General features: G+C 71.7%; 15 protein-coding genes. 10 read left to right on the top strand and 5 right to left on the bottom strand.

Annotated features, from left to right (window positions below):
* The first annotated feature begins 2 nt into the window (after positions 1-2).
* Both ACZ6ZN_RS29210 and ACZ6ZN_RS29205 read left to right on the top strand, forming a co-directional pair.
* Entirely contained in the window at positions 3-893 is an 891-nt protein-coding gene (locus tag ACZ6ZN_RS29210; RefSeq protein ID WP_469650819.1) for a diacylglycerol kinase, read from the top strand.
* Positions 894-933: 40 nt separating this feature from the next.
* A complete protein-coding gene (locus tag ACZ6ZN_RS29205) occupies positions 934-3,783 on the top strand; it encodes a DEAD/DEAH box helicase (protein WP_451879854.1) in 2,850 nt (949 codons plus the stop codon).
* A 105-nt stretch (positions 3,784-3,888) separates the two neighbouring features.
* Here the strand turns inward: ACZ6ZN_RS29205 and ACZ6ZN_RS29200 are convergent, their stop codons facing one another.
* Entirely contained in the window at positions 3,889-5,082 is a 1,194-nt protein-coding gene (locus tag ACZ6ZN_RS29200) for a serine hydrolase domain-containing protein (protein ID WP_469650815.1), read from the bottom strand.
* A 248-nt stretch (positions 5,083-5,330) separates the two neighbouring features.
* Between ACZ6ZN_RS29200 and ACZ6ZN_RS29195 the strand changes: the two genes are divergently transcribed.
* Positions 5,331-5,753, top strand: a complete 423-nt coding sequence (locus tag ACZ6ZN_RS29195; RefSeq protein ID WP_469650812.1) for a TipAS antibiotic-recognition domain-containing protein — start codon at positions 5,331-5,333, stop codon at positions 5,751-5,753.
* 43 nt (positions 5,754-5,796) lie between these two features.
* Here ACZ6ZN_RS29195 and ACZ6ZN_RS29190 read toward each other — a convergent pair whose 3' ends face one another.
* The gene (locus tag ACZ6ZN_RS29190; RefSeq protein ID WP_469650811.1) at positions 5,797-5,940 is read right to left on the bottom strand and encodes a hypothetical protein; all 144 of its coding nucleotides are present in this window, start codon (positions 5,938-5,940) and stop codon (positions 5,797-5,799) included.
* 309 nt (positions 5,941-6,249) lie between these two features.
* On the opposite strand from ACZ6ZN_RS29190, the gene ACZ6ZN_RS29185 reads away from it, so the two are divergent.
* From ACZ6ZN_RS29185 to ACZ6ZN_RS29165, 5 genes are all read left to right on the top strand, one after another.
* Positions 6,250-7,893: an ATP-binding protein gene (locus ACZ6ZN_RS29185; protein WP_451879851.1), complete on the top strand. Its 1,644-nt coding sequence runs from the start codon at positions 6,250-6,252 to the stop codon at positions 7,891-7,893.
* Positions 7,890-8,297: a roadblock/LC7 domain-containing protein gene (locus ACZ6ZN_RS29180; protein ID WP_059419444.1), complete on the top strand. Its 408-nt coding sequence runs from the start codon at positions 7,890-7,892 to the stop codon at positions 8,295-8,297. Before ACZ6ZN_RS29185 ends, ACZ6ZN_RS29180 begins: the two co-directional genes overlap by 4 nt.
* Positions 8,294-8,692 (top strand): DUF742 domain-containing protein, encoded by a 399-nt coding sequence (locus ACZ6ZN_RS29175; RefSeq protein WP_451879850.1) that lies wholly within the window; start codon positions 8,294-8,296, stop codon positions 8,690-8,692. Before ACZ6ZN_RS29180 ends, ACZ6ZN_RS29175 begins: the two co-directional genes overlap by 4 nt.
* Positions 8,673-9,293 carry a GTP-binding protein gene (locus tag ACZ6ZN_RS29170; RefSeq protein ID WP_369198187.1) on the top strand — a complete coding sequence of 207 codons (621 nt, stop codon included), beginning with the start codon at positions 8,673-8,675 and terminating at the stop codon, positions 9,291-9,293. The genes ACZ6ZN_RS29175 and ACZ6ZN_RS29170 overlap by 20 nt, the downstream gene beginning before the upstream one ends.
* A 62-nt stretch (positions 9,294-9,355) precedes the next feature.
* Positions 9,356-10,906, top strand: coding sequence for a cytochrome P450 (locus ACZ6ZN_RS29165; protein WP_469650807.1), 1,551 nt, complete (start codon positions 9,356-9,358; stop codon positions 10,904-10,906).
* Here ACZ6ZN_RS29165 and ACZ6ZN_RS29160 read toward each other — a convergent pair.
* The 3 genes from ACZ6ZN_RS29160 to ACZ6ZN_RS29150 form a co-directional block, all read right to left on the bottom strand.
* Entirely contained in the window at positions 10,900-11,886 is a 987-nt protein-coding gene (locus ACZ6ZN_RS29160; RefSeq protein ID WP_469650804.1) for an RluA family pseudouridine synthase, read from the bottom strand. The genes ACZ6ZN_RS29165 and ACZ6ZN_RS29160 overlap by 7 nt on opposite strands.
* A gap of 81 nt (positions 11,887-11,967) precedes the next feature.
* Entirely contained in the window at positions 11,968-12,810 is an 843-nt protein-coding gene (locus ACZ6ZN_RS29155) for a siderophore-interacting protein (RefSeq protein WP_469650802.1), read from the bottom strand.
* Positions 12,811-13,000: 190 nt separating this feature from the next.
* Positions 13,001-13,930, bottom strand: a complete 930-nt coding sequence (locus tag ACZ6ZN_RS29150; protein WP_469651062.1) for a 5'-3' exonuclease — start codon at positions 13,928-13,930, stop codon at positions 13,001-13,003.
* 218 nt (positions 13,931-14,148) lie between these two features.
* Here ACZ6ZN_RS29150 and ACZ6ZN_RS29145 point away from each other — a divergent pair, with 218 nt between their 5' ends.
* Entirely contained in the window at positions 14,149-15,240 is a 1,092-nt protein-coding gene (locus ACZ6ZN_RS29145) for a quaternary amine ABC transporter ATP-binding protein (RefSeq protein ID WP_469650799.1), read from the top strand.
* Entirely contained in the window at positions 15,233-17,845 is a 2,613-nt protein-coding gene (locus tag ACZ6ZN_RS29140; protein WP_469650797.1) for an ABC transporter permease/substrate binding protein, read from the top strand. The genes ACZ6ZN_RS29145 and ACZ6ZN_RS29140 overlap by 8 nt, the downstream gene beginning before the upstream one ends.
* Positions 17,846-17,975: the final 130 nt, after the last annotated feature.

Below are 17,975 nucleotides of genomic sequence, written 5' to 3'. Positions count from 1 at the left end.
CCGTGACCAGCGAGATCACCCTCTTCGTCAACCCCACCGCGGGCCGCGGCCGGGGCGCCCGCGCGGCGCAGCCGGCCGCTTCCGCGTTGCGGGCGGCCGGCTTCTCCGTGCGCACGGTGCTCGGGGAGGACGCCGAGGACGCCCTGACCCGCGCGCGGGCCGCCGTTGCGGGCGGCACCGGGGCGCTGGTCGCCGTCGGCGGCGACGGCATGGCGAACCTGGCGCTGCGCGCCGTCGCCGGCACGCGCACGCCGCTCGGCCTGGTCGCCGTCGGCACCGGCAACGACTTCGCCCGCGCGCTCGGCATGCCCGTACGGGAACCGGCCGCCGCGGGCCGCATGATCGCCGACGCGCTCAAGGGCGGCCGGATCCGCGACGTCGACCTCGGACAGGTGGGGGACCACTGGTTCGGCACGGTGCTCGCCTCCGGCTTCGACTCCCGCGTCAACGACCGCGGCAACCGCATGCGATGGCCCGCCGGACGCCTCCGGTACGACCTGGCGGTGATCGCCGAGCTGGCCGGCCTGCGACCCGTGCCCTACCGTCTCCGGCTCGACGACGGCGAGGTCCTGGAGGTCGAGGCGACCCTGGTGGCGGTCGGCAACGGCCCCTCCTACGGCGGCGGCATGCGCATCTGCCCGGCCGCCGACCTCACCGACGGGCTGTTCGACGTCACGGTCGTCGGACCGTGCAGCCGCAGGACGCTGCTGCGCGTCTTCCCGGGCGTGTACCGCGGGACCCACGTCGAGCACCCGTGGGTGACCGTGGTGCGGGCGGCCCGGGTGGAGATCGCCGCCGACGGCGTCACCGGCTACGCCGACGGGGAGGCGCTCGGCGCGCTGCCGCTGAGCGCCCGCTGCGTCCGCGGAGCGTTGCGGGTCGTCGGCCCCTGAGCTGCGCCGATCCGAGGGGCGGGGAAACCCGATCCGGATAATGATCGTCCTGTTGTCAGTGCGGCCCGGTACGCTCGAAAGCACGATGACAGAGGACCTCTCACCGGCCGAGCGGTACGCGGCAGCCCGCAAGCGCGCTGCCGAGCAGGCCACCGCGCTCGCCTCCTTCCGCGAGATGTACGACTTCGGCCTCGACCCCTTCCAGATCGAGGCCTGCCAGGCGCTCGAGGCGGGGAAGGGCGTGCTGGTCGCCGCGCCCACCGGCTCCGGCAAGACGATCGTCGGCGAGTTCGCCGTCCACCTCGCCCTCGGGCAGGGCAGGAAGTGCTTCTACACGACACCCATCAAGGCGCTGTCGAACCAGAAGTACGCCGACCTGTGCCGCCGCTACGGCGCGGACAAGGTCGGCCTGCTCACCGGTGACAACAGCGTCAACTCCGACGCCCCCGTGGTCGTGATGACCACCGAGGTGCTGCGAAACATGCTGTACGCCGGGTCGCAGACCCTCCTGGGCCTGGGCTACGTGGTCATGGACGAGGTGCACTACCTCTCCGACCGGTTCCGCGGCGCCGTCTGGGAAGAGGTGATCATTCACCTGCCCGAGTCCGTCACCCTGGTCTCGCTGTCGGCGACCGTGTCGAACGCCGAGGAGTTCGGCGACTGGCTCGACACGGTCCGCGGCGACACCGAGGTGATCGTCTCCGAGCACCGGCCCGTGCCGCTGTTCCAGCACGTGCTGGCCGGGCGGCGGATGTACGACCTGTTCGAGGAGGGCGAGGGCCGCAAGAGGGCCGTCAACCCCGACCTCACGCGCATGGCGCGCATGGAGGCCAGCCGGCCGTCGTACCAGGACCGCAGGCGCGGCCGGTCGATGCGCGAGGCCGACCGCGAGCGTGAGCGCCGGCAGCGCTCCCGCATCTGGACGCCGAGCCGGCCCGAGGTCATCGAGCGGCTCGACGCCGAGGGGCTGCTGCCCGCCATCACCTTCATCTTCAGCCGCGCCGCCTGCGAGGCGGCCGTCCAGCAGTGCCTGTACGCCGGGCTCCGGCTCAACGACGAGGAGGCGCGCCACAAGGTCCGCTCCCTGGTCGAGGAGCGCACGGCCTCCATCCCCCGCGAGGACCTGCACGTCCTCGGCTACTACGAGTGGCTGGAGGGCCTGGAGCGGGGCATCGCCGCCCACCACGCGGGCATGCTGCCGACCTTCAAGGAGGTCGTGGAGGAGCTCTTCGTGCGCGGGCTGGTCAAGGCCGTCTTCGCGACCGAGACCCTGGCGCTCGGGATCAACATGCCCGCCCGCTCGGTGGTGCTGGAGAAGCTCGTCAAGTGGAACGGCGAGCAGCACGCCGACATCACCCCCGGCGAGTTCACCCAGCTGACGGGCCGGGCCGGGCGGCGCGGCATCGACGTCGAGGGCCACGCCGTGGTGCTGTGGCAGCGCGGCATGAACCCGGAGCACCTGGCCGGTCTGGCCGGCACCCGCACGTATCCGCTGCGCTCCAGCTTCAAGCCGTCGTACAACATGGCGGTCAACCTGGTGGAGCAGTTCGGCCGGCACCGTTCGCGGGAGCTGCTGGAGACGTCCTTCGCGCAGTTCCAGGCGGACAAGTCGGTCGTCGGCATCTCCCGCCAGGTGCAGCGCAACGAGGAGGGCCTGGAGGGCTACAAGGCCTCCATGACCTGCCACCTCGGCGACTTCGAGGAGTACGCGCGGCTGCGCCGTGAACTGAAGGACCGGGAGAACGAGCTGGCCCGTCAGGGCGCCGCCCAGCGGCGTGCGGAGGCCGCCGTGGCGCTGGAGAAGCTGAAGCCCGGTGACGTCATCCACGTGCCCACCGGCAAGTACGCGGGCCTGGCCCTGGTGCTGGACCCGGGGCTGTCCGCGGGGCGGTCGAACGGCCATCGCGGCTTCGAGCACCACGACGGCCCGCGCCCGCTGGTGCTGACCGCCGAGCGGCAGGTCAAGCGGCTGGCGGCGATCGACTTCCCGGTGCCGGTCGAGCCGCTGGAGCGCATGCGCATCCCCAAGTCGTTCAACGCCCGCTCCCCGCAGTCCCGCCGGGACCTCGCCTCCGCCCTGCGCACCAAGGCGGGGCACATCCCGGCCGACCGGCACCGCAAGCGGCGCTCCCAGGCGACCGACGACCGCGAGATCGCCCGGCTGCGGACCGCCCTGCGGGCGCACCCCTGCCACGGGTGCAGCGACCGCGAGGACCACGCCCGCTGGGCCGAGCGCTACCACCGGCTGCTGCGGGACACCTCGCAGCTGGAGCGGCGCATCGAGGGCCGGACGAACACCATCGCCCGGACCTTCGACCGGATCGTCGCGCTGCTGACGGAGCTGGACTACCTGCGCGGTGACGAGGTCACCGAGCACGGCAAGCGCCTGGCACGGCTGTACGGCGAACTGGACCTGCTCGCCAGCGAGTGCCTGCGCGCGGGCGTCTGGGAGGGCCTCAACCCGGCCGAACTGGCCGGGTGCGTCTCGGCGCTGGTGTACGAGTCGCGCGTCGGGGACGACGCCATGGCGCCGAAGCTGCCCACGGGCAAGGCCAAGGCCGCACTGGGCGAGACGGTGCGGATCTGGGGCCGGCTGGACGCGCTGGAGGAGGAGTTCCGGATCAGCCAGACCGAAGGGGTCGGGCAGCGCGAGCCGGACCTCGGGTTCGCCTGGGCCGCGTACATGTGGGCCTCGGGCAAGGGGCTGGACGAGGTGCTGCGCGAGGCGGAGATGCCGGCGGGTGACTTCGTGCGCTGGTGCAAGCAGGTCATCGACGTGCTGGGGCAGATCGCGGCGGCGGCACCGGAGGGTTCCTCCGTCGTGCGGAACTCGCGCAAGGCCGTGGATCTGCTGCTGCGGGGTGTGGTCGCCTACTCGTCCGTGGGCTGACCACCCGCCGCGCGGGTCACGCCCGGGCGCTCGATCGGCTTCGGACGCAAGCCCGTTCACCCAGCGCGGTGAACGGGTCCGCCCTCAGGCCTTCCGCAACACCCTTCAGGCCGCTGGGCCTTCGGCGCTTCGGTTGCGGGTGAGCAGGTCGGCGACCCGCGCGATCAGCTGGCTCTCCGTACCGTCGCGGGTGGTCGCCGGGTGGTACGCGAGCACAAAGCGGCGTTGCCGGTCGCGCGTGGAGAACGCGGCGTTCTTGTAGCCGTACGTCTCGCCGGTCTTGCCCCAGAGGGTGATGCCGTTGACGGTGGCCTGCTGCAGGCCGGTGCTGTAGCGGGCCGGGGAGCCGTCCAGCATGCGCACATCGCTCGGGGGCAGGGTGAACATCAGCTGGAGCAGCTCGGGTGGGAGCAACTCGCCGGAGAACAGCGCGGCGAGCATCCGGTCGAGGTCGCCGGTCGTGGAGATCATGTCGCCCTCGCCGCGGCTGGAGGACTGGTCGTGGACGGTGATGTCCCGCAGGCTGCCGTCGGTCATCGCCAGATAGCCGTGCACGTGCCGGCCGTGGATGCGCGGGTCGTCGCCGGGTACGACGGTGCGCGCCAGGTTCAGCGGACGCAGTAGGCGATCCGTGACGGCCTCCCCGTACGGGCGGCCGGTCACCTTGTCGATGATCAGCGCGGCCAGGACGTAGTTGATGCCGCGGTACTCCTGCCGGGTGCCCGGGGTGAACTTCAGTGGTCCGTGGGTCGCTGTCGCCACCCACTGCTGTGGCGTCCAGTGGTCGAAGCGGTGGCGGACCACCTCCTCCGGGGTCCGTGGCTCCGGTATGCCGACGTGGTCGGGCAGTCCGCTGGTGTGGTTCAGCAGGTGTGCCACGGTGACAGCCGCGAACCGGGCCGGCAGCAGCCCTGGCAGGACGCGCCGCACGGGCGCGTCGAGGTCGATCAGGCCCTCCGCCACCAGTTGCAGCACCACCGTGGCGACGAAGGCCTTGGTGATGCTGCCGATGCGCACCTTGTCCTGTGACGTCGGTGGTCGGTGCGTCCGGAGGTCGGCCACGCCCGAGGTTCCGCGCCAGTGGCCGGCCGTGCCGCCGACGCACAGCTGAGCCGCGGTCGACGGCGGGTGTTCCAGGTCGTCGATCGCCGCTTGCAGGGCGGTGGGGTCCAGCGGCGGGATCGGCGTGCCCAGGGCGCGGGCGCGGGGGGCGGGCAGCACCGCGGTGGCGGCCAGCGCGGTCGTCCCCGACAGGGTGATGCCCACAAAAGTCCTGCGTGACATGCGCGTTGAGGTCATGTCTCTCACCCTGTCAGCGGGCGGGTCCCGTGGTCATCGGGGTTCACCCCGCAGTGACCCTCGATCACACCCTGACCCGCCCCCGAAGAGTGGTGCCGCTGCCCGATCTCCGAAGGGCGTGGAAATGGTTTGCCCACCCGGTGGCGGTGTGTCACCGTTCGGCCTGGACCGGCAGTTGATCATCGGCGTCCGGTCGATGTCGACGTGTCGGCGGCCTCTCGGGATCCACCGGAGAGGAGGACGAAACGATGGGAACCGGTGCCGTGGGGAACAGTTACGAGGACCAGTGTCGCCGGTCGTTGGCCGAGGAGCAGGCGAAGAGCCTTGCCGAGACCAACAACTGGGCACATGTGGACAGGGAGCGGGTCCACCAGGACTGGGACGTCCTGTACCGGGAGATCACGGCTTGCCTGGACGGCGGCTCCCTGCCGGGGGACGAGCAGATCCAGGAGCTCACCCGCAGGCACTTCGACATCGTGAGCCGGTTCTACACCCCCTCCAGGGAGGCTTACGTCGGCATGTCGCTCTTCTACGCCGAGGACGAGGCCATGAGGGCGTTCCACGATTCCTACCACCCCGAGCTGGCGGGGTTCCTGGGCGCCGCGATCAGGGTGTTCGCCGAGCAAGGAAGCGGGTTCGCCCCCAGCACGGGGGCCGAGGCCTCGGCCTAGTCGGGCGACTACAACCAACCCCTTGAAGGACGTGCTCGGTCGCTCAGAGTGTGAGCACCGGGCGCGTGGAGAAGTTGTCGTACAGGCTCTCCCCGTCGGGTCCGTGTACGAACTCGGCCGTGTCGGGGTTGCGGTTGGCGGTCGCCAGGGGGAGCCAGGCCAGCAGGTGCCCGTAGCCGCCGCACACCGACTCGCCCCCGTCGCCGCCGTGGACGGCGGTGACATCGTTTCGTATGCCTGTACGCCGTCACGCACTGCATTCGAACGGTCTCGCAGCGTGCAACCGGGTGAGCCTACTATCCCTTCGCAACCGGTTTCCGGCAGTTGCCGAACATGACACGGCGATGATCCGGTCGGACTAAGCTCGCCCGCAGCGCCCCGCCTTGAGGTGAATTCGGGCGTTTGTTCCCCAATGTGCAGATGATCCGGACCGTTACCTGACATACCCCCTTGCACGTCCCCGCGAACCTCAGTCGACTCCTGTCAGAAGGCCCCCATGGTGAGTGTTCAGTCCCCTCCCGGTCGCCGTGAACTTCCGCCCGCGCGCGTCCTGTTGCTCCCGGCCATAGTGATGGCCGCGGCGACCGGGGCCGCCGTCGCCCTGGTGACGGCACCGGCCCGGCTCGCCGTCGGGTGGTGCGGTGGCATCGCCACCGTGCTGGTGGTCGCGACCGCGGCCGAGGCGGTGCGCCGCGGCCGTGTGCTGCGCAACCGGCAGGCCGAGCACGCGCAACGCACCGCGTACCTCGAACAGCGGGTCGCCGCCCGGGAGAGCGAACTGATCCGGTTCTCCCGGGAGATCGTCCCCGCCGCGCTCGACCTGCTGCGCACGGGAGAATCGCCCCGTGAGGTGATCCGCAAGCTCGGCCTGGCCGACCCCGCCTACCGCGACCTCCCGGCGGACCAGGTCGAGACGCTGCTGACGGTGCTGCGGATCGTGGACCGCGAGGTGACCATGCGGGACGCCGCCGCGCGCTCCTTCGTCAGTGTCGCCCGCCGCGTGCAGGCGATCATCCACCAGCAGGCCGCGGAACTGCGGGAGATGGAGGAGGACCACGGCCGCAACCCCGAGGTCTTCGACGACCTGCTGCGCATCGACCACGGCAACGCTCTGATCGGCCGCCTGGCCGACTCCGTCTCCGTCCTCGGCGGCGGCCGCCCCGGGCGGCAGTGGCCCGAGCCGGTGTCGCTCTACAGCACCCTGCGCGGCGCCATGTCGCGCATCCTGGAGTACCGGCGCATCCAGCTGTCCTCGATCGCGAAGGTCAGCGTCAAGGGCATCTACGTCGAGCCGGTCATCCACGCCGCCGCCGAACTCCTCGACAACGCCACGCGCTATTCGCCGCCGCAGACCAAGGTGCACGTCACGGCGACCGAGGTGCAGACCGGCGTCTGCATCGAGATCGAGGACGGCGGCGTCAACCTCAACGAGGAGGCGCGGGCCCGGATCGAGGGCCTGCTGGAGGCCGCCAAGGCGGGCGTCGACCTGCAGGACATCGGTGAGCACCCGCGTCTCGGCCTCGCCGTCGTCGGCCGGCTGTGCACCGCGTACAACATGCAGGTCTCGCTGCGCGCCTCCGCCTACGGCGGCGTGCGCGCCATCCTCATCGTGCCGAGCGAGATGATCACCCACGAGCCCGGTGTCGGCCTCGCCCACGGCATCGGCGCCACCGGCATCCCCATGACCGTCGGCATCCCCGAGGGCCCCAAGCGCACGCCCAAGAAGCGCCGCCCGACCAGCCCGAAGATCCCCGCCACGGTCCTCCTGGAGGACGACGACGTCCCCGAGGTCACGGAGTGGACGGCCAACGGGCTGCCGCAGCGCCGCAGCCGCGTGAAGATGCCGCTCGCCGAACGGCTGGCCCAGCAGGCCGCCTACGAGCAGGCCGACCGGGAGGCCGAGGAGCGCGGCGAGTACAACCCCTGGGCCGCGGTGCAGGAGCCGGAGCACAAGCCCCTGCGCGACATGAGCGCGCCCGACGCCCCCGGCAAGGGCCTGGAGGCCTTCTGGGAGGGACTCAAGCAGGGCATCGAACCCGGCACCCACCCGACGGACTTCATCCGCAACCCGACCAAGTACCTGCACCTGATCAACGATCCGGCCCCCACCGAGGCCGAGGACGAGGGGGACCTCAAGTGATCCAGCAGCGAGGCAACTTCGACTGGATGCTCAAGCAGCTCGCCGACGGCGTGCCCGGCATCGAGATGATCGTGGTGCTCTCGGCCGACGGACTGCGCATCGCCCGCTACGGCGGCGAGCCCGACGCCGCCGACCGGGTCGCCGCGGCCTGCGCCGGGCTGCAGTCCCTCGCCGGCAGCATCTGCCAGGAACTCTCCGTCGGCGACGGCGAGATGAAGCTGGTCATGATCGAGATCGACCGCGGCTACTTCTACCTGATGAACGCCGGGGCCAACGCCTTCCTCGCGGTGCTCTCCGACGTCCGGTGCGAACCCGGCCGGATGAGCGCGATGATGCGCGACCTGGTCGTCCGGATCGGCGGGCACCTCACCAGCCCGCCCCGGCGCAACGGGCAGATCGTATGACCCCTCCCCGACGCCAGAGGCGCGACCCCGCACCGGACGCGTCCCCGCCCGCGGAGGGCGAGGGCAAGGTCCGCAACCCCGAGCGGATGTACGTGGTGGCCGGCCCGGACGGAGAGCGGGCCGAGCTCGACCTGGTGACGCTGATCGTGGCGCGTGCCGCCGACCCGCCTCCCTCCGCCTCGCCCGAACAGGCGGCGCTGCTCCGGCTGTGCGCCGCCCCCCTGTCCGTGGCCGAGCTGTCGGCCTACCTCCACCTGCCGTTCAGCGCCATGGGCACGCTGCTCACCGAGCTGCTGACGGCGGAACTGGTGCAGGCGCGCGCCCCGATCGTCCGCAAGGCGCGCTCCGACCGTTCCCTCCTCGAAGCGGTGATGCATGGACTTCAACGGCTCTGACACCATCCCCGGCCCCCGGGCCGAGGACCAGCTGCCCCAGACGGCACAGGCAGCGGCCAAGATCGTGATCGTGGGCGGCTTCGGCGTCGGCAAGACGACCATGGTCGGCTCGGTCAGCGAGATCACCCCGCTGACCACCGAGGAGACCATGACCCAGGCCGGCGTGGGCGTCGACGACAACTTCGGCTCCGCGACCAAGACGGCCACCACCGTCGCCATGGACTTCGGGCGCATCAGCATCACCGAGCAGCTCGTGCTGTACCTCTTCGGCACGCCCGGCCAGCAGCGCTTCTGGTTCCTGTGGAACGGCCTGTTCGAGGGCGCGCTCGGCGCAGTGGTCCTGGTCGACACCCGGCGCCTGGAGGTCAGCTTCGACGTCATGGGGCGCCTTGAGGAACGCGGCGTCCCGTTCGTGGTCGCCGTCAACTCCTTCCCGGACGCGCCCCGTTACGCCCTGGAGGAGCTGCGCACGGCCCTCGACCTCACCCCGGACATCCCGATCGTGGAGTGCGACGCGCGGCGGCGGGCCTCCAGCCGGGACGTGCTGATGACCCTCATGCGGTTCCTGCACTCGCTCGCCATGACGGGCTCGCGCGCCTGATCCGCGCGATCCGCACCGCACCTTCCCCCCTGTGACACCTGGAAAGCCCCGGAGCGACCACTGTGACGCCTGAATCCCACGCCCCGACCGGTACGGACGCCTCCCGGCCCGCCCCGCCCCCCGGCTGCCCCGCGCACGCCCTCGGGCCCGGGGGACTGCACCGGCTGCACGAGGTGGAGGACCTGGGAGCGCTGTACGAGCAACTGCGCGAGCAGCACGGCCCCGTGGCGCCGGTGCTGCTCCACGACGACGTGCCCATGTGGATCGTGCTGGGCCACGCCGAGAACCTGCACATGGTGCGCTCGCCCTCGCAGTACTGCCGGGACAGCCGGATCTGGACCCCCCTGCGGGAGGGCCTGGTCAAGCCCGACCACCCGCTGATGCCGCACATCGCCTGGCAGCCCATCGCCTCGCACGCCGAGGGCGACGAGCACAAGCGGCTGCGAGGCGCCGTCATGGGCGCCATCTCCACCATCGACTTCCGCAGCCTGCGGCGGTACATCAACCGCAGCACGCAGGCCATCGTCAACCGGTTCTGCGAGGTGGGCGAGGCCGACCTGGTGGGCCAGTTCACCGAGCACCTGCCGATGGCGGTGATGTGCGAGATCCTCGGCATGCCCGACGAGTACAGCGACCGCCTCGTGGAGGCCGCCCGCGACGCCCTCAAGGGCACCGAGACCGCGATCGCCAGCCATGCCTTCGTGATGGACGCCCTGAGCCGGCTCACCGCCCGGCGCCGCGCCCGGCCGGAGGAGGACCTGGCCAGCTACCTGATCACCCACCCCGCCCGGCTGAGCGACGACGAGGTACGCGAGCACCTGCGCCTGGTGCTGTTCGCGGCCTACGAGGCCACCACGAACCTGCTGTCGAACGTGCTGCTCACGGTGTTGATCGACCCGCGTTTCCGGGCGCAGCTCAACGGCGGTCAGATGACGGTGCCGGAGGCGGTGGAGCAGTCCCTGTGGAACGAGCCGCCCTTCAGCACGGTCTTCGCCTACTTCGCCAAGCAGGAGACCGAGCTGGGCGGCCAGCGCATCCGCCGCGGCGACGGCCTGCTCTTCGCCCCGCTCCCGGCGAACGTCGACCCCAGGGTGCGTCCGGACCTGAAGGCCAGCATGCAGGGCAACCGGTCCCATCTCGCCTTCGGGGGCGGTCCGCACGAGTGCCCGGGCCAGGACATCGGCCGGTCCATCGCCGACGTCGGCGTGGACGCCCTGCTGATGCGGCTGCCGGACGTCGAGCTCGACTGCGACGAGGAGGAGCTGCGCTGGACGGAGTCCATCGCCTCCCGGCACCTGGGGGACCTGCCGGTGACGTTCTCGCCGAAGCCGCTCCAGGACGTGTCCGAGCAGCCCCACCACAAGCCGGTCCCCGCGCAGCGCTCCGACTGGCAGATCGGCACCGTGCAGCCCCAGCCCCAGCCGCAGCACCAGTCGCAGCCGCAGGTCCAGTCGCCGGCGCCGCCTGTGCCGACCGCCGCCGCGCTGCCCCAGCCGGCCCCCGTGCAGCCCCGGCCGGTTCCTCCGCCGCCGGTCCCGCCGGCTCCGGCGGCGGGACCGGCCGGACGCAGGGGAGTGTGGCAGCGGTTCCTCAGCTGGTGGCGCGGCTACTGACCGTGCGGTGGGCCGTCGTACGTCCCGGCGGCCCACCGGTCGTACGACGTCCAGGCGGCGAGCGTGCGGGTGCTGCGGAACCGGTGCTCCCGGCCGGTGACCGGGTCGGTGAACTCCAGTACCCGCGCGAGCAGTTGCAGGGGGCGCCGGAAGTCGCCCGGCGGGACCGGGGCGGCGACCCGCGGGTAGAGCGGGTCGCCGAGGATCGGCACGCCCAGCGCGCTCATGTGGACCCGCAGCTGATGGGTCTGGCCGGTCCGCGGCAGCAACCGGTACCGGGCGAGCCCGCCCGCCCCCTCCGGCTGCCGCTGGAGCAGGTCCACCTCGCTGACCGCGTTGGGCTCCCCGGGCACCTCCCGGGCGGTGAGCGACCCGCGCTCCTTCACGATCCGGCTGCGTACGGTCCGGGGCAGGACGAGCGCGGGGTCGTACGGGGCGACGGCCTCGTACTCCTTGCGGACCAGCCGGTCGCGGAACAGGGTCTGGTAGGCGCCGCGCTCCCCGGGGCGCACCGTGAACAGCACGAGTCCGGCCGTGAGACGGTCCAGCCGGTGCGCGGCGGTGAGCGCGGGCAGGTCCAGCTCCCGGCGCAGCCGCGCCAGCGCGGTCTGCGCGACATGGCCGCCGCGCGGGGTGGTGGCCAGGAAGTGCGGCTTGTCGACGACGACGATGTGCTCGTCCCGGTGCACGACCCGAAGCGGGAACGGCACCGGCACCTCGTCGGGCAGCTCCCGGTGGAACCACACGAACGACCCGGGCGCGTAGGGCGCGTCCGGCTCGACCGGCCGTCCGTCGGCCGTCACGATCAGCCCGGCCCGGAGCATCCCGTCGACGACGCCGTCCCCCGCACCGCTGAGCCGCTCGACCAGGTGGTCGCGCACGGTGGACCACGGACCGGACGGCGGCAGCCGCACGCGCACCGCGTCCACGCCGTGGCGCTGCGGGAGGGGGGAGGGCGGAACGGGAGTCTTGCGTCTCATCGTCGTCAGCGTACGAGCCCCGGCGAGGCGACGGGACACCCGGAGTGCGGGGCGGCGCGAGGACGCGGCCTCGCCCTCCGGTCAGGCCGCCGGGGCGTTCTCCTGCTCCGCCTCGATCCGGGCGTTCCACTCCCGCTTCGAGGCCTGCCAGCCGTCCTCGTTGTGCCCGAGGCGCCAGTAGCCGGAGATCGACAGGTCCTCGCGCGGCAGGCCGCGCTCGACGCGCAGCAGCTTGCGCAGCTCCTTGACGAAGTGCGCCTCGCCGTGGACGAAGGCGTGCACACGCCCGTCGGGGAACTCCAGGTTCCGCACGGCCTCGATCAGTGCCTCGCCCTGCGGCCGGTCGCCGCGGTGCAGCCAGACGACCTCCACGTCCGAGTCGATCTTCTGCTCCTCCTCGGGGCCGGAGATCTCCACGAAGGCGTGGGCCCGGGCCCCGGGCGGCAGGGACTCCAGGGAGCGGGCGATCGCCGGGAGGGCGCTCTCGTCGCCCACGAGCAGGTGCCAGTCGGCGGTGGCGTCGGGCGCGTAGGCGCCGCCGGGTCCCATGAACCGCACGGTCTCGCCCGGCCGGGCGCGCAGGGCCCAGGGGCCGGCCAGGCCCTCGTCGCCGTGGATGACGAAGTCCAGGGTCAGCTCGCGGTGCTCGGCGTCCCAGTGGCGGACCGTGTACGTCCGGGTCACCGGCCACTGGTCGCGGGGGAGTTCCTCGCGGACGCGCTGGAGGTCGAAGGGCTCCGCGTAGGTGACGCCGCGCGGCGGGAACAGCAGCTTCACGTAGTGGTCGGTGCAGGTGTCCGCCGCGAAGTCGGCGAGGCCCTCACCGCCGAGCACCACGCGCTGCATGTGCGGGGTCAGCCGCTCGGTGCGGACGACCTGCGCGGAGTGCGTCCTGCGCGGCTGGCGTTCCGGTCGCTCTGCCATGAGGACCTCCCTGTCTCGCATGGTTAGGGTTACCTAAGTTAGCACCCCGTGCCCTGTGCACGCCTGTCGGCCGGAAGGTTTCCGGCGACCGTCGGCCCGGAAGGTGTGCACCGACCGTCCGCCCGGAGGGTGTGCACCGACCGTCCGCCCGGGTCGTCCGCCCCCGGGCGTGGGCCGCGGTCCCGGGCGCTCACGCCGAGAGCGTCGTCAGCAGCCGCTCCAGCGAACCGCCCAGACCCCAGCGGGTGGCCAGTGCCTCCAGCGCCTCCGGGTCGCGTGGGCCGCGCGGCAGCGCCGTCTCCACCTCGGGCAGCGGCACGTCGTCCGCGACCCGGACCACCTTCGGCGCGACCGCCAGGTACGGGCGCGCCTCGTCCAGCCGCCTGCGCTGCGTCGGCGTCAGCTTCGACCTCCGGTCCTCCACGGCCGCCATGATCCCGGCCAGGTCGCCGTACTCGGCCAGCAGCTTGGCGGCGGTCTTCTCGCCGATGCCCGGCACGCCCGGCAGGCCGTCGCTGGGGTCGCCGCGCAGCAGGGCCAGGTCCGCGTACCCCTTCCCGTCGACCCCATACTTCTCGCGCAGTGCCGCCTCGTCGGTGAGCTGGAGCGTGCCCACGCCCTTCAGCGGGTACAGCACGCGCACCCCGCGCGCGTCGTCCACCAGCTGGTAGAGGTCGCGGTCGCCGGTGACGATGTCGACCGGGCTCTTCGCGCGCGCGGTGAAGGTGCCGATCACGTCGTCCGCCTCGTACCGCGCGACGCCCACGCGCGCGATGCCCAGCGCGTCCAGCACCTCCTCGATGACCGGCACCTGCGGGGACAGCGTGTCCGGCACCTCCTCCTCGTCCGGGCCGGCCGGGCGCTCCTCGGCGACGCGGTGCGCCTTGTACGCGGGGATCAGCTCGACGCGCCAGTGCGGTCGCCAGTCGGCGTCCATGCAGGCCACCAGGTGGCTCGGCCGGTGGTCCCGGACCAGGCGGTCGATGAAGTCGAGCAGTCCCCGCACGGCGTTCACCGGGGTGCCGTCCGGCGCCTTGACCGACTCGGGCACCCCGAAGTAGGCGCGGAAGTACAGGGAAGCGGTGTCGAGGAGCATCAGTCGTCCGGTCACGCCTCGCATCATGCCGTACGGCACCGACAGCCACCCGGTGCGGCACCGACAGGCATCCGGTGCTGCACGGCACGTCGTCGCCGCACCACGCGTGTGACGCGGCTCACTCTTTTGTTTGGCTTTCAAGATCGGGGGGAGGCGCCGCCCCGGAGCGAGGCTGGTTGCGCATTTCAACTGTTTGCGCCCTGTCTCGCTCCGTCCTTGCCGCCGACGGAACAGAGGTGCACGTGTCAGCGAGCCTTGAGGCAGAGAGCCTGTACAAGGTGTTCGGCAGGAGACCGCAGCGGGCCGTCGAGCGGCTGCGCGACGGGGCCGACCGCGAGGAGCTGCGCGCCGAGGGCGCCACCGCCGCCGTGATCGACGCGTCGTTCACCGTCGAGCCCGGGCAGATCTTCGTCGTCATGGGCCTGTCCGGCTCCGGCAAGTCCACCCTGCTGCGCATGCTGAACGGCCTGCTCGAACCGACCGCCGGGCAGGTGCGTTTCGACGGCCAGGACCTGACCGCGCTGAGCGACCGCGAACTGCGCGAGGTCCGCTCCCGCAAGATCAGCATGGTGTTCCAGCACTTCGCCCTGTTCCCGCACCGCAGTGTGCGCGAGAACGCGGCCTACGGCCTGGAAGTGCAGGGCGTGCCCCGCGCCGAGCGCGCACGCCGCGCCGACGAGGCGCTCGCCCTGTGCGGCCTGGCCGGCTGGGAGAAGTCCTGGCCCGACGAGCTGTCCGGCGGCATGCAGCAGCGCGTCGGTCTCGCCCGCGCGCTCGCCACCGACGCCGACCTGCTGCTGATGGACGAGTCCTTCAGCGCCCTGGACCCGCTGATCCGCCGCGACATGCAGGACCAGCTGCTGGAGCTCCAGCAGAAGCTGAAGAAGACGATCGTCTTCATCACCCACGACCTGAACGAGGCCATGCGCCTGGGCGACCGCATCGCCGTCATGCGCGACGGGCGCATCGTCCAGAACGGCACCGCCCAGGACATCCTGCTGCGGCCCGCGAACGACTACGTCGCCTCCTTCACCCAGGACGTCGACCGCTCCCGCGTGCTGACCGCGGCCGAGCTCATGGACACCGCGGTCGCCGGCGCCACCCCCGGCTGCCACTGCGAGACCGCCACGCCCGACACCCCCTTCACCGAACTGTGCGCGATCAGCGCCCGCCTGACGCACCCGGTCCCGGTGGTGGACGAGCACGACAGGCTGGTCGGCGAGATACCCAGGCAGCGGCTGGTCGGCTTCCTCGGCGACGAGCCGGACGTCACCCCGCAGCCCTGCGACTCCCCGCGCGACAAGGACGGGGAGAAGGTGACCGCCCGTGCCTAGGGTTCAGCTCGGCACCTGGGTCAACGACGCCGTCGACTGGCTCACCACCCACATGGGCTGGTTCTTCGACTTCTGCAAGACCGTCTTCCTCGGCCTCCACGACGGCATCGACGCGGTGCTCCAGGCCCCGCAACCGCTGCTCCTCGCGGGCATCCTCGCCGTGATCGCCTTCTGGCTGCGCGGCACCCTCGCCGGTGTCCTCGCCTTCGCCGGGTTCGCGTTCATCGACTCCCTCGGGCTGTGGGAGAACGCGATGACCACCCTGGCGCTCGTGCTCGTGGCGACCGTCATCGCCCTGGTGATCGCCCTGCCCGTGGGCATCTGGGCGGCCCGTTCCGACCGCGTCAGCGCACTGATCCGGCCGGTCCTGGACTTCATGCAGACGCTGCCGGCGATGGTCTACCTGATCCCGGCCATCCTCTTCTTCGGCACCGGCGCCTCCGCGGGCATCGTCGCCACCCTGATCTTCGCGCTGGCCCCCGGTGTACGCATGACCGAGCTGGGCATCCGCCAGGTCGACAAGGAACTGGTCGAGGCCGCCGAGGCGTTCGGCACCACACCCCGCAACACCCTGCTGCGCGTCCAGCTCCCGCTGGCCCTGCCCACGGTCATGGCCGGCGTCAACCAGGTCATCATGCTCGGCCTGTCCATGGCGGCCATCGCCGGCATGGTCGGCACCGGCGGCCTCGGCGGCGACGTCAACCAGGCCATCGGACAGCTCAACGTAGGCCTCGGCGCCGAGGCCGGTGTGGGCATCGTGATCCTCGCGATCTACCTCGACCGCATGACCAGCGCGCTGGGCACCCAGGTCTCCCCGCTGGGCCGCCGCGCCGCCGCCCGGCTGCGCGCCGCCCAGGGGCTGAAGATCTGGTCGTACCGGCCGCGCCCGGCGGTCGCCGTGATCGGCGTCGTCGTCCTCGCGCTCACCGCGGGCGGCATGGGCGTCCTCGGCGGCGACGGCGGCTCCCCGGACTCGGCCGGGAGCAAGGACGTCGGCCGGGGCAAGAAGATCAGCATCGGCTACATCCCCTGGGACGAGGGCGTCGCCTCCACCTTCCTGTGGAAGGAGGTCCTGGAGCAGCGCGGCTACGAGGTCGAGGCCAAGCAGCTCGACGCGGGCCCGCTGTACACCTCGCTCGCCCAGGGCGACATCGACTTCCAGACGGACGGCTGGCTGCCGACGACCCACGCCCCGTACTGGAAGAAGTACGGCAAGCGGCTCGACGACCTCGGCGCCTGGTACGACAAGACGTCCCTGGAGCTCAGCGTCCCCTCGTACATGAAGGGCATCGACTCCCTGGCGGACCTCAAGGGCAAGGCGTCGCGGTTCGGCGGGAAGATCACCGGCATCGAGGCCGGCGCCGGCGAGATGGCCCTGCTGAAGAGCAAGGTGCTCAAGGAGTACGGGCTCGACGAGGAGTACGAGGTCGTCGACAGCTCCACGCCCGCCATGCTGGCCGAGCTGAAGCGCGCCTACGCGCAGAAGAAGCCGGTCGTCGTCACCCTCTGGTCGCCGCACTGGGCGTACAACGACTACGACCTCAAGAAACTGAAGGACCCCAAGGGCGCCTGGGGCGAAGGCGACGGCGTGCACACCCTGTCCCGCAAGGGCTTCGCCGACGACGACCCCACGGTCGCCGGCTGGCTGAAGAAGTTCGAGATGAGCGAGAAGGAGCTCACCAGCCTCGAGGCGGAGATCAACAAGGCGGGCAAGGGCAGGCAGCAGCAGGCCGTCCGCGCCTGGCTGGAGCGGCACCCCGGCTACGCCGACAGGATGGCCCCCGTGAAGGGCGCCGGCGGGACCCCGGCGGAGGCGGAGCAGCCCCTGGACGTCGCCTGGTTCCCCTGGGACGAGGACATCGCCGTCACCTACCTGTGGAAGAACGTCCTGGAGCGGCGGGGCTACACGCTGAACCTGAAGCAGATGGACGTCGGCCCGGTCTACACCGGCCTGGCCTCCGGTGACATCGACCTCAACTTCGACGCCTGGCTGCCCCACGCGCAGAAGAACTACTGGGACAAGAACAAGGACCGGCTCGCGGACCTGGGGACCTGGTACGCACCGACCTCCCTGGAGATCGCCGTGCCGTCCTACGTCAAGGGCGTCGACTCCCTGGCCGACCTCAAGGGCAGGGCCGGCACCTTCAAGGGCCGGATCATCGGCATCGAGCCCGGCACCGGCGAGATGGACCTGCTGAAGAACAAGGTCCTGCCCGGCTACGGCCTGGAGGACGAGTACGAGGTCGTCGACGGCTCCACGCCCGCCATGCTGGCCGAGCTGAAGCGCGCCTACGCCAGGAAGGAGCCGATCGCCGTCACCCTGTGGTCGCCGCACTGGGCGTACAGCGACTACCAACTGACCAAGCTCAAGGACCCGAAGAAGGCCTTCGGCGAGGGCAACACGATCCGCACCATCTCCCACGAGGACTTCCCCGAGGAGTACCCGCGGCTCACCGAGTGGATCAAGAACTTCCGGATGACCGAGGACGAGCTCGGCAGCCTGGAGAGCGAGATCAAGGACCGCGGCCAGGGCAAGGAGGAACAGGCCGTCGCCGCATGGCTGGAGCAGCACCCGGAGATGGTGAACCGGATGACGCCGCAGTAGGGTTCCGGGTGGGACACGCGACACGCCGCGTCCCACCCACCCCACGATCCCCACCAGCGGGATCCGGACAACCACAGAGCGCTACGCCACCCCCCGAACCCCTTTCCCCTCCCTGTTCCTCCCCCGGGAG

Source organism: Streptomyces sp. NPDC053665 (assembly GCF_055585285.1).
This window is presented reverse-complemented; position numbering and strand designations above follow the sequence as displayed.

Excerpts from the sequence above, each read along its gene's own strand:
- ACZ6ZN_RS29205 (WP_451879854.1), top strand. The coding sequence starts at position 934 with ATGATCGTCCTGTTGTCAGTGCGGCCCGGTACGCTCGAAAGCACGATG.
- ACZ6ZN_RS29200 (WP_469650815.1), bottom strand. The coding sequence starts at position 5,082 with ATGACCTCAACGCGCATGTCACGCAGGACTTTTGTGGGCATCACCCTG.
- ACZ6ZN_RS29195 (WP_469650812.1), top strand. The coding sequence starts at position 5,331 with ATGGGAACCGGTGCCGTGGGGAACAGTTACGAGGACCAGTGTCGCCGG.
- ACZ6ZN_RS29185 (WP_451879851.1), top strand. The coding sequence starts at position 6,250 with ATGGTGAGTGTTCAGTCCCCTCCCGGTCGCCGTGAACTTCCGCCCGCG.
- ACZ6ZN_RS29175 (WP_451879850.1), top strand. The coding sequence starts at position 8,294 with ATGACCCCTCCCCGACGCCAGAGGCGCGACCCCGCACCGGACGCGTCC.
- ACZ6ZN_RS29170 (WP_369198187.1), top strand. The coding sequence starts at position 8,673 with ATGGACTTCAACGGCTCTGACACCATCCCCGGCCCCCGGGCCGAGGAC.
- ACZ6ZN_RS29160 (WP_469650804.1), bottom strand. The coding sequence starts at position 11,886 with ATGAGACGCAAGACTCCCGTTCCGCCCTCCCCCCTCCCGCAGCGCCAC.
- ACZ6ZN_RS29155 (WP_469650802.1), bottom strand. The coding sequence starts at position 12,810 with ATGGCAGAGCGACCGGAACGCCAGCCGCGCAGGACGCACTCCGCGCAG.
- ACZ6ZN_RS29150 (WP_469651062.1), bottom strand. The coding sequence starts at position 13,930 with ATGCGAGGCGTGACCGGACGACTGATGCTCCTCGACACCGCTTCCCTG.